This is a genomic window from Pseudomonas sp. WS 5011 (genome assembly GCF_012985775.1).
Classification (GTDB): domain Bacteria; phylum Pseudomonadota; class Gammaproteobacteria; order Pseudomonadales; family Pseudomonadaceae; genus Aquipseudomonas; species Aquipseudomonas peli.
Window position 1 is genome coordinate 462,609 of record NZ_JAAQXA010000001.1, and the last position, 14,380, is coordinate 476,988.

General features: G+C 61.8%; 16 protein-coding genes. 10 read left to right on the forward strand and 6 right to left on the reverse strand.

The annotated features are described in order from the left end of the window. Positions 1–448: 448 nt before the first annotated feature. Entirely contained in the window at positions 449–790 is a 342-nt protein-coding gene (locus HBN63_RS02245) for an FKBP-type peptidyl-prolyl cis-trans isomerase (protein WP_170048212.1), read from the reverse strand. 48 nt (positions 791–838) lie between these two features. Beyond that, positions 839–1,351 (reverse strand): MarR family transcriptional regulator, encoded by a 513-nt coding sequence (locus HBN63_RS02250; protein ID WP_170048213.1) that lies wholly within the window; start codon positions 1,349–1,351, stop codon positions 839–841. Between the two features lie 81 nt (positions 1,352–1,432). On the opposite strand from HBN63_RS02250, the gene HBN63_RS02255 reads away from it, so the two are divergent. Further along, a complete protein-coding gene (locus HBN63_RS02255) occupies positions 1,433–2,368 on the forward strand; it encodes a DMT family transporter (protein ID WP_170048214.1) in 936 nt (311 codons plus the stop codon). Between the two features lie 5 nt (positions 2,369–2,373). After that, entirely contained in the window at positions 2,374–3,384 is a 1,011-nt protein-coding gene (locus HBN63_RS02260; protein ID WP_170048215.1) for a DUF4917 family protein, read from the forward strand. Here the strand turns inward: HBN63_RS02260 and HBN63_RS02265 are convergent. From HBN63_RS02265 to HBN63_RS02275, 3 genes are all read right to left on the reverse strand, one after another. Then, positions 3,381–3,683 carry a ribbon-helix-helix domain-containing protein gene (locus HBN63_RS02265; protein ID WP_170048216.1) on the reverse strand — a complete coding sequence of 101 codons (303 nt, stop codon included), beginning with the start codon at positions 3,681–3,683 and terminating at the stop codon, positions 3,381–3,383. The genes HBN63_RS02260 and HBN63_RS02265 overlap by 4 nt on opposite strands. A 45-nt stretch (positions 3,684–3,728) precedes the next feature. Next, the gene (locus HBN63_RS02270; RefSeq protein WP_170048217.1) at positions 3,729–4,310 is read right to left on the reverse strand and encodes a DJ-1/PfpI family protein; all 582 of its coding nucleotides are present in this window, start codon (positions 4,308–4,310) and stop codon (positions 3,729–3,731) included. A gap of 162 nt (positions 4,311–4,472) precedes the next feature. Continuing rightward, the gene (locus HBN63_RS02275; protein ID WP_170048218.1) at positions 4,473–4,886 is read right to left on the reverse strand and encodes a hypothetical protein; all 414 of its coding nucleotides are present in this window, start codon (positions 4,884–4,886) and stop codon (positions 4,473–4,475) included. A gap of 211 nt (positions 4,887–5,097) precedes the next feature. On the opposite strand from HBN63_RS02275, the gene HBN63_RS02280 reads away from it, so the two are divergent. Genes HBN63_RS02280 through HBN63_RS02310 form a run of 7 tightly spaced genes read left to right on the forward strand, consistent with a single transcriptional unit; the run spans position 5,098 to position 11,559 of the window. Continuing rightward, positions 5,098–5,787, forward strand: a complete 690-nt coding sequence (locus HBN63_RS02280) for a thermostable hemolysin (RefSeq protein ID WP_170048219.1) — start codon at positions 5,098–5,100, stop codon at positions 5,785–5,787. Beyond that, positions 5,771–7,267 (forward strand): AMP-binding protein, encoded by a 1,497-nt coding sequence (locus HBN63_RS02285; RefSeq protein WP_170048220.1) that lies wholly within the window; start codon positions 5,771–5,773, stop codon positions 7,265–7,267. The genes HBN63_RS02280 and HBN63_RS02285 overlap by 17 nt, the downstream gene beginning before the upstream one ends. After that, positions 7,267–7,920 (forward strand): iron-containing redox enzyme family protein, encoded by a 654-nt coding sequence (locus HBN63_RS02290; protein WP_170048221.1) that lies wholly within the window; start codon positions 7,267–7,269, stop codon positions 7,918–7,920. Before HBN63_RS02285 ends, HBN63_RS02290 begins: the two co-directional genes overlap by 1 nt. A 9-nt stretch (positions 7,921–7,929) precedes the next feature. Further along, positions 7,930–8,721 carry an SDR family oxidoreductase gene (locus tag HBN63_RS02295; protein WP_170048222.1) on the forward strand — a complete coding sequence of 264 codons (792 nt, stop codon included), beginning with the start codon at positions 7,930–7,932 and terminating at the stop codon, positions 8,719–8,721. Positions 8,722–8,733: 12 nt separating this feature from the next. Next, on the forward strand, positions 8,734–9,384 hold the full coding sequence (locus HBN63_RS02300; RefSeq protein ID WP_170048223.1) for a hypothetical protein: 651 nt from the start codon (positions 8,734–8,736) through the stop codon (positions 9,382–9,384). Between the two features lie 44 nt (positions 9,385–9,428). Then, positions 9,429–10,085, forward strand: a complete 657-nt coding sequence (locus tag HBN63_RS02305; protein WP_090255290.1) for a response regulator transcription factor — start codon at positions 9,429–9,431, stop codon at positions 10,083–10,085. Between the two features lies 1 nt (position 10,086). Continuing rightward, on the forward strand, positions 10,087–11,559 hold the full coding sequence (locus tag HBN63_RS02310) for an ATP-binding protein (RefSeq protein ID WP_170048224.1): 1,473 nt from the start codon (positions 10,087–10,089) through the stop codon (positions 11,557–11,559). Here the strand turns inward: HBN63_RS02310 and HBN63_RS02315 are convergent. Continuing rightward, a complete protein-coding gene (locus tag HBN63_RS02315; protein WP_160088790.1) occupies positions 11,556–12,326 on the reverse strand; it encodes an FCD domain-containing protein in 771 nt (256 codons plus the stop codon). The genes HBN63_RS02310 and HBN63_RS02315 overlap by 4 nt on opposite strands. A 325-nt stretch (positions 12,327–12,651) precedes the next feature. Between HBN63_RS02315 and HBN63_RS02320 the strand changes: the two genes are divergently transcribed. After that, on the forward strand, positions 12,652–14,346 hold the full coding sequence (locus tag HBN63_RS02320; protein ID WP_170048225.1) for an L-lactate permease: 1,695 nt from the start codon (positions 12,652–12,654) through the stop codon (positions 14,344–14,346). Positions 14,347–14,380 lie beyond the last annotated feature (34 nt).

The window sequence follows — 14,380 nt, forward strand, 5'->3', positions numbered from 1 at the left end:
GGGCCGGGAGTCGCCAGTAGCATCGGGCTGGATTCGGCCGATTGTGTTGAAAAAGTCGGTCTTTCCAGATTGCCCACATAAAGGCTGCTGAAAATGCCTTTTTTGCGCGCGCCTATGCGAAATCTGAACTCGGAATCCTCTGCGCAAGGTAAAGATTTCAATCTCAAGCGCATACTTTTCTGCCGTGGAAACCATGGCCGACTTTTTCAACAGAATCGACCAAAAGCAGTCATTCAATGCGCCTACAAAAGCAGGGTCGATTCAGTCCTGTTGTGATTTTTGCCCATAAAAGAGCGTTAGCGACGTTGAAATCTGGTTCGCTCGGAAGACGTAGCTGTGTTGGTTTTTACTTAGCTACGCCGAAATCGAGCGATTTTTGAGCTGCCGAAAAGCAGTCCCATCAGAAACCAACTTTTTCAACAGAGTCGGCCGACAGCAGCCCTACGACCTAATCATCCCGCGTCAGCACTTCCAGCAGCTCAATCTCAAAGATCAGATTGGAGTGCGGCTTGATATGCGCGCCGAACTGGCGCTCGCCGTAGCCCAAGTGCGACGGTACGAAGAGTTTGCGTTTGCCACCAACCTTCATGCCCATCAGGCCCTGGTCCCAGCCTTTGATCACCCGGCCGGTGCCAATCACACACTGGAAGGCTTTGCCGCGATCATAGGAGGAATCGAATTTGCTGCCATCTTCGAGAAATCCGTTGTACTGGGTGGTGATCAGCGCACCTTTGACCACTTCCTTGCCGTCACCCAGCTGAATATCTTCGATCACTAATTCGTTGCTCATTAATCACCTCTTCTAGCAGGCCTGCTCACGGCCTGGTTTGCGGAAAACTCACTCGCCAGTCGGTTCCAGCACCGTCAACAGTTCGGATAGCCGCGCCTCCAGTTGCGCCAGCTCGGTGGCGGCAATCGGCGCCAGCAGTCGCGCTTCATTCGCCACATGCGCGGTTACCGCGCGATCGATCAGTTCCAGCCCAGCCGGGGTCAACTGCACCAGCATGCTACGCGCGTCGCTGGGGTTGGCTATACGACTGACCCAGCCTGCGGCTTCCAGTTGCTGCAGCTGCCGGGTCATGGTGCCGGAGGTGACCATCAGGGTCGAGAACAGGGTAGTCGGGGCCAGGCGGTAGGGCTCGCCGGAGCGGCGCAAGGTGGCCAGCACGTCGAACTCCCAGGCGGTCAGGCCAAAGCTGCTGAACAGCTTGTCCAGCTCGCGCCGCAGCAGCGCCGCGCAGCGCCCCAGTCGACCGATCACGCCCATCGGGCTGACATCCAGGTCCGGCCGCTCGCGGTGCCACTGCTGAAGAATTGCATCGACCGCATCCATCTGTCGCTGGACTGCCATGGGCTTACCCCTAAAATTTATCTTGAACTCAAGACAAGTTGTTATTAGCCTCTCATTTTATCTTGAATGCGAGACAAATGCATGGACCGCTCAGCATCGCGTAGCACCTGGCTGGATGTGTTGATCACCGCTCTGGCGCCCGCCATCTGGGGCTCGACCTATATCGTCACCACCGAAATTCTGCCGCCGGACCGACCATTCACCGCCGCGCTGCTGCGCGCCCTGCCCGCCGGCCTGTTACTGGTGCTGTACAGCCGCTATCTGCCCCGGCGCAGCGAATGGCCACGCCTGCTGGTACTGGCAGCGCTGAATATCGGCTTCTTCCAGGCGCTGCTGTTTGTCGCCGCGTACCGCTTGCCGGGCGGCTTGGCGGCAGTTGTCGGGGCGATTCAACCGCTGCTGGTGATGGGTCTGGTGTGGTCAATGGATCAGCAGAGGCCGGCCTCTGTGGCGGTCGCCGCCAGTGTGGTGGGTATCGCCGGGATGGCTGCATTGCTGCTGGCACCGGGGGCGAGTTGGGACCCGCTCGGGATTGCCGCCGCCTTTGTCGGCACCGCCTGTATGGCCAGCGGCACTTACCTGACGCGACGCTGGCGGCCGACTGTGCCGCTGCTGGCGTTTACCGGCTGGCAGTTGCTGATTGGCGGTCTGTTCCTGCTGCCGGTGGCCTGGCTGATCGACCCACCGCTGCCGCAGCTAAGCCCGTTGCAGTGGCTGGGCTACGCCTATCTGTCGTTGTTCGGCGCGCTGCTGGCCTATGTGCTGTGGTTTCGCGGCATCGCTCGCCTCGCACCGGTAGCGGTGTCGTCCCTGGGCCTGCTTAGCCCGCTGGTGGCGGTGCTGCTGGGCTGGGCCTTGCTCGGGCAGAGCATCACCGGCGTGGCGCTACTGTGGTTGATCGCGGTGCTGGGCAGCATCCTGGCAGTGCAATGGGCCGCAGCGGCCAAGCCGGCAGTTGCCGCGCCCCATGTTAAAGTCGCGCGCTGCACAACCCCGACGGCCCAAGGCGACAACTAGCGATTATGCAAACCCCGGCATTTACTGGCGAACTGGAAGACTGGAACACCCTGAACAGCAGCATCGGCTTCCCCGAGCTGCTGATCGGCAATGGCGCGAGCCTGGCGGTATGGCGCAAGTTCGCCTACTTCTCCCTGTTCGATGAAGCGCAGACCACACGCAATCGCCCGCTTAGCGCGACCGAGCTCAGCGTGTTCCGCGCCCTGGACACCAGCAACTTCGAGCAGGTACTCAGCGCGCTGAAGAACAGCATCCGGGTGAATGCCGCGCTGACCATCAACTCCTCGTCGCCGCGCCATCGCTACTTCGCCATCAAGGAAGCGCTGATCCACGCCATGCGCTCGGTGCATATTCCCTGGAGCCAGATGCAGGTCGCTAGCCTGGCGCGGATCAACACTGCGCTGAGCCAATTCCAGACGGTGTATTCCAGCAATTACGACCTGCTCAACTACTGGGCCGTGATGCAGGCCCCGGAAGCGTTTGAAGATATGTTCAGGGGCGCAGATTCAACCTTCGCCCCCGGCGACTGCCAGCGCCAGGGCAACGCCACGCGCATGCTCTATCTGCACGGCGGCATGCACCTGGTAAAGAACATCGACGGCAGCACGCGCATTCTCAACTCATCGGAAAGCACCTTGCTGGCCAGTTTCGCCATCAACCAGCTGGGCGATATTCCGCTGTTCGTCAATGAAGGCAGCAGCGCGGACAAGTTCAAGGCCATCCGCAGTTCTGACTACTTGTCGTACTGCTACAGCCAGCTGGCGCAGCCCAAGGACAAGCTGTGCATATTCGGCCACAGCCTGGCGGCGCAGGACCAGCACCTGATCCAGGCCTTGCAGCAGGCCGGACTGAAAACCTTGGCGATCTCGATCTACCCGCACAACCCGCTGTTTATCACGCAGCAGAAGCAGCACTACGCCAGCCTGTTCGCCGAGCAGCAGGTGGAGCTGCGCTTCTTCGATGCGCTCAGCCACCCGCTGGGCGACCCTGCGCTGCGCATCCCCACTGGCGTTTAACCCTGGATCGAACGCACCAGACTCAGCTCAGCCGGCGCACGACGCTGGCTAAGGTAACGGGTGCAGCTGACGCGCAGGAACGAGGCGAAATTCACCACCTCGCCGCGATAGTCCATCACCTCGTCATACAGCTTGGTAATCAGCTGATTGGTGGTCATGCCGTCGACTTCGGCGATTTCGCGCAGGATGTCCCAGAACTGGTTTTCCAGGCGCAGGGTGGTGACCACGCCACGGATGCGCAGCGAGCGTGCGCGGGACTCGTAGAGAATCGGATCGGCTTTAACATACAGCTCGCACATGGCGACTCACCTCCCTGAATGCGGGGCCTGACTGACCCCAGCAGTTTACAGCGTGATCTGCGTACCGAGCAGACCGAGGAATGCGGTCAGCCAATTGGGATGCGCCGGCCAGGCTGGAGCAGTGACCAGATTGCCCTGCACATGGGCCTGGTCCACGGCGATATCCATATAGCGCCCGCCTGCCAGGGTGACTTCCGGGCCACAGGCCGGGTAAGCGCTGCACTCGCGGCCTTTAAGCACGCCAGCAGCGGCGAGTAACTGCGCGCCATGGCAGACCGCTGCGATGGGCTTACCAGCCTTGTCGAAGGCCTGTACCAGCGCCAGCACCTGAGCATTCAGGCGCAGGTACTCCGGGGCGCGGCCACCAGGGATCAGCAGGGCGTCGTAGTGTTCGGCTTTGACCTGGTCGAAGTCGAAGTTAAGGGCAAAGTTATGCCCCGGCTTCTCGCTGTAGGTCTGCTCGCCTTCAAAATCGTGGATGGCGGTGCGTACGCTCTGCCCGGCGGTCTTGTCCGGGCACACCGCGTGCACCTGATGACCGACCATCAGCAGTGCCTGAAACGGCACCATCACTTCGTAGTCTTCGACGTAGTCGCCGACCAGCATGAGAATCTTCTTCGCTGCCATGTGCCTGCTCCCTTCAATGAATTGAGAAGCACAGAGTGTTATCCCGATCCGTCAGACGCGGGTAATAACCCGGTACTACAGGGCAAAAAGCGAATCAGCGAGGACATGGAGCAAGGCAGGTTGTGGCTGGGCTTCAGCAAGAAGCCCAGCGCGGTGGCTGGATTATTCCAGCACCTCTTCATCACGCAGCAGCACATAGGTGCAGCCGGTGTCGTCTTCCAGATAATCGTGCACATAGAACATCACGACTTCCCCCAACCCCGGCTGGGCGGCCACGTAGTCACCGATGTCCACGGTGAAATGGCTGTTTGAGCCCGGTTTGGCTTCACACTCGATACGCGCATTGACGAACAGCTCAGGCGCGCTGTCGCCGAAATAATCTTCACGCTCTGCCGCGTCCCAATCGGCCGGAGCCTCAAACGGGCCGCAGAACAGCACCTTGGCATCACCCAGATCCACTTCCTCGGCTTCCGGGTCCTGATCATCGGCGCGGTAGACCGTGCAGTCCTGCGCGTCAGGGTTTTCCAGGATGGCCAGACGGGCCGCCAGTTGTTGCTCAGTATCCATAGGGGGCATAACTATCTCCGAGCGTTTGGCGATTAAGGTCAGGGCTGATCAACTTACCGTCATTCGGCAAGTCAGACTTTGCAGGCTATGAGCTGTGGTGGCTGCAACGCAAGCAATGAAATGCCTGCGACCGTCTCACGGCTGAATATTGTGTGACTTAATTTAGCGTTAAGACTGGCGGCAGACACTCACACCCAAGTTCTCAGATGAGGTTCCGGTTATGGAGCTGCCTTGGGTGTATCACAACACTGCACTTGCACAGATCGGCCGCGAGCAGCCGCTCAGCCTTTTCCTGGCCAACGCCGACAGCCCGCGCCGAGCAGGAATTGAGGCGTTTATTGGCGAGCGCTTTGCCGCTCAACATCAGGCGCGCATCCGTCACTTCATGCCCTGCCTGCTCAGCCTGGAAGACAGCAGCGGTCAGTTGCTCGGTGCGGTGGGCCTGCGCAGTGCCGCCAGTGGGCCGCTGTTTCTGGAACGCTACCTTGAGCAACCGGCGGAGCACGTTATTGCCGCACGCCAGGTGGCCCATGCACCGCAGCGGGCGCAACTGGTCGAGGTCGGCAACCTGGCGGCGGGCAGCCCAGGCGCCGCGCGCTTACTGATCGTGGCCCTGACCGACCTGCTGGTGGCGCTGGGTTATCGCTGGGTGACCTTCACCGGCACCCTGGCCCTGCTCAACAGTTTTCAGCGCCTGGGCCTAACGCCCGTACCGCTGGGCCCGGCCAATCCGGATTGCGTGGGCGATGAGCTGGCGGACTGGGGCAGCTACTACGACAACCAACCGCACGTGATGGCTGGCGACATCTACGCCGGCCATCAGCGTTTGCTGCAGTTGGGCGCTTATCCACGCCTGGCTCATCAAGCCTTTTATGCCCTGGAGGACATGCCTGATGTGGCCTGCCGCTGAATCCCTATTTAACCGCCTGGCCGCCTTTGGCGAGGCGATTGCCTTGCGCGAAGGTGAGCAACAGTTGAGCTACGCCCAGCTGCTGAGCGAGATCGTACAGCGCAGCGTATACCTGCAGCACCTCGGCGCCCGACGTGTCGCCCTGGCGCTGGATAACGGAATCGACTGGGTGCTCTGGGACCTGGCCACTTTGCATGCAGGGCTGGTCTGCGTGCCACTGCCGGGTTTCTTTTCCAGCGGCCAGCAGGTGCATGTCCTCGACAGCGCGGGCATTGACTGCCTGATCGGCCCGGGCAGCCCGCTTTTCAGCGCACTGGGTTTCAGCGCAAGCGCAGCTGCGCGTGCAGTAACCGCTACCACCACTGTGCTGCAACGCCCACGGTCGCAGGTCAGCGCGTTGCCGGTCGGCACCTGCAAAATCACCTACACCTCCGGCACCACCGGGCACCCCAAAGGGGTATGCCTGGATATCGCCACACAACTGGCGGTGGCGCAGAGCCTGGTGCAGGCCAGCGCCAGCTGCGCGGTCGAACGCCACCTGTGCGTCCTGCCGCTGGCCACCCTGCTGGAGAACATTGCCGGGGTCTATGCCCCTCTGCTGGCCGGCGCACGGATTGAATTGATGCCGATGGCGCAGATCGGTCTGCTCGGTGCCAGCCAGTTCGATCTGCCGCGCTTTCTCGGCGCCCTGGCTCAGGCGCAGCCCAATAGCCTGATCCTGCTGCCGCAACTGCTGCTGGCGCTGGTCAGCGCCGGTGAAAATCGCCTACCCCTGCCGAGCAGCCTGCGTTTTATCGCCGTCGGCGGTGGCCGCGTCGCCAGCCAATTGCTGCAACGTGCTGACGCCCTGGGGCTGCCGGTTTTCGAGGGCTACGGCCTGTCCGAGTGCGCCTCAGTGGTGTGCCTGAACACCCCGGAAAACCGCCGTATCGGCACCGTCGGCCTACCGTTGCCACACCTGCAGGTACGCCTGGCTAAAGACGGCGAGGTGATGGTCCAAGGCCCACGCCTGCTTGGTTACCTGGGCGAACCATGCCCTGACGAGGAGTGGCTGGGCACCGGTGATCTGGGCCATTTCGACGGACCATTCCTAGTACTGCACGGGCGCAAGAAACACCAGTTCATCACCGCCTTTGGCCGCAACGTCAACCCGGAATGGGTCGAGGCCGAGTTGGTCCAGCAACTGCCAATCGCCCAGGCCTGGCTGCATGGCGAAGCACTGCCCGGCAACGTTGCCGTGCTGGTGCCGCGCTTCCCGAATACCCCTGACAGCCAATTGGCCGAAGCCGTGGCGACGGCCAACCAAACCCTGCCCGACTACGCCCGCGTGCACCACTGGTTGCGCGCCGAACAACCTTTCAGCAGTGCCAATGCGCTGGCCACCAGCAATGGCCGCCTGCGGCGTACAGCCCTGCTTAACCACTACCAAAGCGCCATCGAGCAGTTGATGGCCACCGAATCCTGCTATGGAGATGCCTGATGAGCTTCTACGAATCCCTGCTTGAACACACCAGCGCTGAACGCAATTACCTGCTCAGTGCGCCGATCATTGCCCAGGCCATGGCTGGCACCGTCAGCCTGAACAGCTACGTGGCCTTCCTCACCGAGGCCTATCACCACGTTAAACACACCGTGCCCTTGCTGATGGCCTGCGGCGCGCGTTTGCCAGAACGGCTGGAGTGGTTGCGCGAAGCTATCGGCGAATACATCGAGGAAGAAACGGGCCACCAGGAATGGGTGCTCAACGACATCGCCGTGTGTGGTGCAGACAAAGAAGCAGTGCGCCACGGCAAGCCCAAGCTGCCGACCGAACTGATGGTCAGCTACGTCTACGACCGCATCGCGCGGCACAACCCGGTGAGTTTCTTCGGAATGGTCAATGTGCTGGAAGGTACCAGCATTGCCTTGGCTACCCAGGTGGCCGGAGTGATTCAGGACAAGCTGCAACTGCCGAACAAGGCCTTCAGCTACCTGAGTTCCCACGGCAGCCTGGACCTGGAACACATCGAATTCTTCAAAAAACTGATGAATCAGCTCGACAACGACGACGACAAAGCTGCCGTGGTGCACACCGCCAAAGTGGTCTATCGCCTCTACGGCGATATGTTCCGCAGCTTGCCGCTGAGCGCCTGAGGACTAGCGATGAATATTCCTGAATGCCGCGCCGTGATCACCGGGGCCAGTGGTGGGATTGGCCAGGCACTGGTCGCCGAACTGCTGCGCGAAGGTGCCCACCTGCTGCTGGTTGGCCGCCAGCCCGAACCCCTGCAAGCGCTGGCCGAGGCCCATGCCGGCAAGGTCACGCTGGTGACTGCGGACATCCGCGAACGCAGCGGCCGTGAAGCCGTGGTCGCCGCCGCGCAACGCTTTGGCGGCATCAACACGCTGATCAATGCTGCGGGGGTCAATCACTTCGGCCTACTGGAGCAGCATGATGAAAGCGCCATCGCCGAGCTGATCGAACTCAACGTAACCGCCACCTTGCAGCTGACTCACCGCCTGCTGCCGCTGCTGCGGCAACAGGGCCGAGCCCTGGTGGTCAACCTGGGGTCGACGTTCGGCTCCATCGGTTACCCCGGCTTCACGGCCTACTGCGCCAGCAAGTTTGCCCTGCGCGGGTTTTCAGAAGCGCTGCGCCGCGAGTTGGCCGACACCCTGGTCAAGGTTCTCTACTTCGCCCCACGCGCCACTCAAACCGGCATGAACGGCGCCCAGGTGGTGGCCATGAATGACGAGCTGAACGTCGCCATGGACGACCCACACAACGTTGCTCTGCAATTGCTGGCAGCCATACGCCGTGAGGAAGAGGAGCGCTACCTGGGCTGGCCGGAGAAACTCTTCGTGCGCCTCAACAGCCTGCTGCCGCGCCTGGTTGATCAGGCCCTGCGTAAACAACTGCCCATCATCCAGCGCTTTGCGCGCAGCAAACCTTAAGGGGACATACTCATGACGCTTTTCCGCACCGCCGCCTGCACCCTGCTCTGCCTCATCAGCCTGCCCAGTTTCGCCTTGAGCGAACAGGGCCAGGCGCAGCTGCAAAGCCTGCAAGACCGCTGGGCCGAGATCAATTATCAGTTGCCCAAGGAACAACGCGAGAAAGCCTTCGCCAGCCTCAGCGAGCAGGCGCAAAAAGCCGTAGCCGCCGAGCCGAACGCCGCCGAACTGCAGATCTGGAATGGCATCATCCTCAGCACCTACGCCGGTGCCAAAGGCGGCCTGGGGGCGCTGGGTCTGGTCAAGGAAGCCAAGGCCAGCCTGGAGCAGAGCCTGGCGCTCGACCCCAAGGCGCTGTCCGGCTCGGCCTACACCAGCCTCGGCAGCCTGTACTACCAGGTGCCTGGCTGGCCGGTAGGCTTTGGCGATGACGAAAAGGCCGAAGCCATGCTCAAGCAGGCCTTGGCGATCAACCCGGACGGCATTGATCCCAACTATTTTTACGCGGACTATCTGACCCGCGCCAAACGCTACGCTGAGGCAAAAGTGGCACTGGAAAAAGCCTTACAAGCGCCTGCCCGACCTAATCGCCTGTCTGCCGACGCTGGGCGCAAAGCGGAAATTCAAGCGCTGCTGGCCAAGGTCAACGCCGAATTGGAGTAATCTCGCCCACGCGAGTTTGGATAGAACACACCGGGAATCACTGCATGCGCATTCTGCTGGTCGAAGACGACAACGCCCTGGGCGAAGGTATTCGCACCGCCCTCAAACCCGAGGGGTACACCGTCGACTGGGTACAGGATGGCAGCAGTGCGCTGCATGCCCTGACCAGCGAGAGTTTTGAACTGGCGATCCTCGACCTGGGTCTGCCACGCATGGACGGTTTGCAGGTGCTCAAGCACCTGCGCGCGGCCGCCAACCCGGTGCCCGTGCTGGTACTGACTGCGCGCGACTCCACCAGTGATCGCATCGCCGGGCTGGATGCCGGCGCCGACGATTACCTGGTCAAACCCTTTGATGTAGCTGAACTCAAAGCCCGCCTGCGCGCCCTGCTGCGACGCAGCTTCAACCGTCCGCAGCCGGCGCTGGAATACCGTGGCATCAGCCTTGACCCGGTCAGCCAGGCCGTTAGCTATCAGGGCCAGGCGGTCAATCTGCCGCGCAAGGAATTCCTCCTGCTGCACGAATTGCTCGCCCAGCCGGGCCGGGTGATGACCCGCGACAAGCTGCAGCAGGCTCTCTACGGCTGGGACGAAGAGTTGGAGAGCAACGCCCTGGAAGTGCACGTGCACCACCTGCGCAAAAAATTCTTTCCTGAGCTGATCCGCACCGTGCGCGGCGTCGGCTACCTGGTGGATAAATAACATGCCGAAGGTGTTGCGCTCGATCCGTGCGCGTTTGCTGGTGCTGCTGTTGTCCTTGCTCAGCGTGGCCCTGGGGCTGATCAGTCACAAGATCTACAGCGATGCCAGCCATGAAGTGGAAGAGCTGTTCGACGCCCAGCTGGCGCAGACCTCCCGGGTACTTATGGGCCTGGTACGCCATGAGCTATCGGCCGACTCGCGCCGCGACTTGCAGACTGCGCTGGATGAAGCCCTGCTGCTGAAAAACAGCCCGCGTAACCTCGACGGCCTGCTCGGGCACAGCTACGAAAGCAAGCTGGCTTTCCAGATGCTTAACGACAACGGCGAGCTGGTGTTCCAATCCGCCAGCGCCCCGAAAGGCCTGCTGATGGAGATGATCGCCCAGCTCGGCCTCAACCTGCCGGCCGACTCACAGCCGATTAGTGAACGCCTCAATCGCCTGGCCAAATACCTCAGCGGCTATCACACCCTGACCTTGGGCGAGCACCGCTGGCGAGTGTTTGTGCTGCACGACAACGTCGATCACCACTGGGTACTGGTGGGTGAGCGTGAAGACGTGCGCGGCGAACTGTCTGGCAAGATTGCCCGGCGCACCCTGCAACCGCTGCTGATCGGTTTGCCGCTGCTGGCTTTGCTGCTCTGGCTAGCCGTGGGCTTTGGCTTGCGCCCACTGCAGCGCATGGCCGAATCGATCAAGGCGCGCGCCCCTGACAACCTCGCGCCGCTGACTTTTGGCCCGTTGCCACACGAGCTGGAGCCCATGGGCGCCTCGCTCAACCGCTTGCTGATGCAGGTCAACCACCTACTGGACCAGGAAAAACGCTTTATCGCTGATGCGGCCCACGAGTTGCGCACCCCCTTGGCGGTGCTGCGTATTCACGCCCAGAACGCCCTCGACGCGCCTGACCCGCAAGACCGTAACGATGCACTGCGCCAGCTCGGCAGCGGTGTCGAACGTGCCACTCGGGTGGTGGCTCAACTGCTGACCCTGGCGCGCCTGGAACCCAATGTGGCGCAACTGGCCATGCGCGAACTGGACCTGCTCGGGTTTGTGCGCAACGAGCTGGCAGAGCTGATTCCACTGGCGCTGGAGCGTCATCAGGAACTTGACCTGGATGCCCTGGAGCCAGCGGAATATCAGTTGCTGGCGGATGGCCCAAGCCTCGGCACCCTGCTGCAAAACCTGATCAGCAATGCCGTGCAATACACCCCTGACGGTGGCCGTATTCGGGTTCAGCTAGAGGCTCAGGCAGATGCCATCGTGCTGCGCGTGCAGGACAGCGGACCCGGCGTCGCGCAGGCGCAGCGGGAAAAACTCTTCGAACGTTTCTATCGCCTTGGCGCTGGCCAGGGCGCTGGCCTTGGGCTGTCCATCGTGTTGCGCGTAGTGGAACTGCACCGCGCCAGCATCAGCCTCGGCGACTCCCCCCTCGGCGGCCTGGAAGTCGCGGTGCGCCTCCCCAGACGACGCTAGCGCGTAATGCCTCGGCGCTGCGCCCGCTCTTCACGGCGGGCCTGTTGCTGCACGTCGGCGAGCACTTCCTGCACGTAGTCGATGTGCCGGTTGGACAGCGCACGGGCGTCCTCGGCACGGCCTTCGATAATGGCCTGGAACAAGGCGCGGTGCTGCTCAATCAGCATGTCGCGGGTTTCATCACGCTGGGCATACATGCCGCCGATGTTGGTCACCACGTTGCGCTTGAGCAGGTCGAACAGCCCACGAATGGTGTGCAGCAGCACGGCGTTATGGCTGGCCTCGGCAATCGCTAGGTGAAAATTGGCATCGGCAGCGCCTTCTTCGGCGCGGGTCACTTTGCCACTGCGGCTGTAGCAATCCTGCAGCGCGGCGAAGGCGTCAGTCAGGCGCTGGCGATCCAGTTCGGTGGCGCGCTGGGCAGCGTAAAACGCGCAGGAGCCTTCCAGGGTGTGGCGAAACTCAAGCAGGTCGCGCTGCGCTTCGGGGTTGCTTTCCAGTAGGTGCAACAGTGGATCACTGAAAGTTGAGCCGAGGGTTTCCGCCACATAGTTGCCGCCGCCATGCCGGCTAACCAACAAGCCCTTGGCCGCCAACTTCTGGATCGCTTCACGCAACGACGGCCGCGACACACCGAACTGCTCGGCCAATACGCGCTCTGCCGGCAAGCGTTCGCCAGCCTTGAGCGTGCCTTCGAGGATCAGGGTTTCCAGTTGGCTAACGATATCGTCCGACAAACGGCGTTGCCGTACCGATCCCACTTCCATAGCCCGCACTCCACTGGTTTGACCACCTGCCAAGGGCCTTTGCGGCCCGCTGCCGGCAAGCCTATCGCCGCCATCACAGCCAAGCAAGACGCCACCTTACGACCAAAGTCGTAAGGCAGCTAATTGACAGGCTGGAGGCCGCACTTTTACCCTGACCGCGCAGTCTTGTAAATTGGTATTACCAATTAACCAAACTAAAACAATTCCAAGAATCCAACGAGGTCTCCCCATGCCGGCTCTATTGCTTATACCCGCCGCAACGCTGCATCACGATGCGCACCCGCATTCACCCATGCGCAACGCGCAGCGTTAAGGGGAGACCACCATGTCGACAGGTCTTCTTGCTCTACTGGCGTTCTCGCCCATCCTGCTCGCCGCTGTGCTGCTGATCGGCCTGCGCTGGCCGGCCAAACACGCCATGCCTCTGGTCTACCTGCTTACCGCTGGCGTGGCGTTGTTTGCCTGGGACATGAGCTTTAACCGCGTACTGGCCTCTACGGTGCAGGGGCTACTGATCACCCTCGGTTTGCTGTGGATCATCTTCGGCGCGATTTTGCTGCTTAACACCCTCAAGCACTCCGGCGGTATCACCGCGATCCGCGCCGGTTTTGCCACCATCAGCCCGGATCGGCGCATCCAGGCGATCATCATTGCCTGGCTGTTCGGCTGCTTTATCGAAGGCGCGTCTGGCTTCGGCACGCCTGCGGCCATCGCCGCACCACTGCTGGTGGCCATCGGCTTCCCGGCCATGGCTGCGGTCATGCTCGGCATGCTGGTGCAAAGCACGCCAGTGTCCTTCGGCGCGGTGGGCACGCCGATCATCGTCGGTATCAACACCGGTCTGGACTCCGCCACCATCGGCGCGCAGCTGGTTGAACAGGGTTCGTCCTGGGCGCAGTTTCTGCAGCTGATCACCAGCGAAGTGGCGATCATCCACGCCATTGTCGGCACCGTGATGCCATTGATCATGGTGCTAATGCTGACCCGTTTCTTCGGCGCCGAAAAAAGCTGGAAGGCCGGTTTTGAAGTGCTGCCGTTTGCGATTTTTGCCGGTCTGGCCTTTACCGTGCCTTACGTGCTGACCGGGGTATTCCTCGGCCCAGAATTTCCGTCGCTGGGCGGCGGTTTGATTGGCCTGGCGATTGTCACCAGCGCTGCGCGCATGGGATTTCTGCTGCCAAAAACCACTTGGGATTTCGCTCCGGCGGACAAATGGCCAGCTGAGTGGCTGGGCACCGTGGAGATGAAACTCGACGATCTGACTGCTAAGCCGATGAGTGCCCTGCGCGCCTGGCTGCCCTATGTGCTGGTCGGCGTTCTGCTGGTGATCAGCCGGGTATTCCCTGAAGTGGGCGCGGCGCTGAAGAGCGTGGCGTTGAAATTCCCCGACCTGCTGGGCGAAACCGGTATCGGTGCCAGCTTCGATCCGCTGTACCTGCCGGGCGGGATTCTGGTGGCCGTGGTCATCGCCACCTTCTTCTTCCACCGCATGAAGCTGCGCGAGCTGGGCAGTGCGGTGAAAGAGTCGTCCAGCGTGCTGCTCAGTGCCGGCTTTGTGCTGCTGTTTACCGTGCCGATGGTGCGCATCCTGATCAACTCCGGGGTTAACGCCGCCGAGCTGTCGAGCATGCCGATCCTCATGGCGCGCTGGGTGGCCGATAGCGTCGGCGGTATCTACCCGCTGCTGGCGCCGAGCGTGGGTGCCCTGGGCGCCTTTATTGCCGGTTCCAACACCGTCAGCAATATGATGTTCAGCCAGTTCCAGTTCGGCGTGGCCAGCAGCCTGGGCATTTCCAGCGCACTGGTGGTCGCGGTGCAAGCGATCGGCGCCGCTGCCGGCAATATGGTGGCGATCCACAACGTCGTCGCGGCTTCGGCCACGGTTGGCTTGCTGGGCCGCGAGGGCAGCATCCTGCGCAAAACCATCTGGCCTACCCTGTACTACGTGCTGTTTACCGGCCTGATCGCGCTGTTCGCCGTGTATGTGCTGGGCGTCAGCGACCCGCTGATGGCGAGCTGATACACGCCACACTGCGCGCCGCCCGAACGGCGCG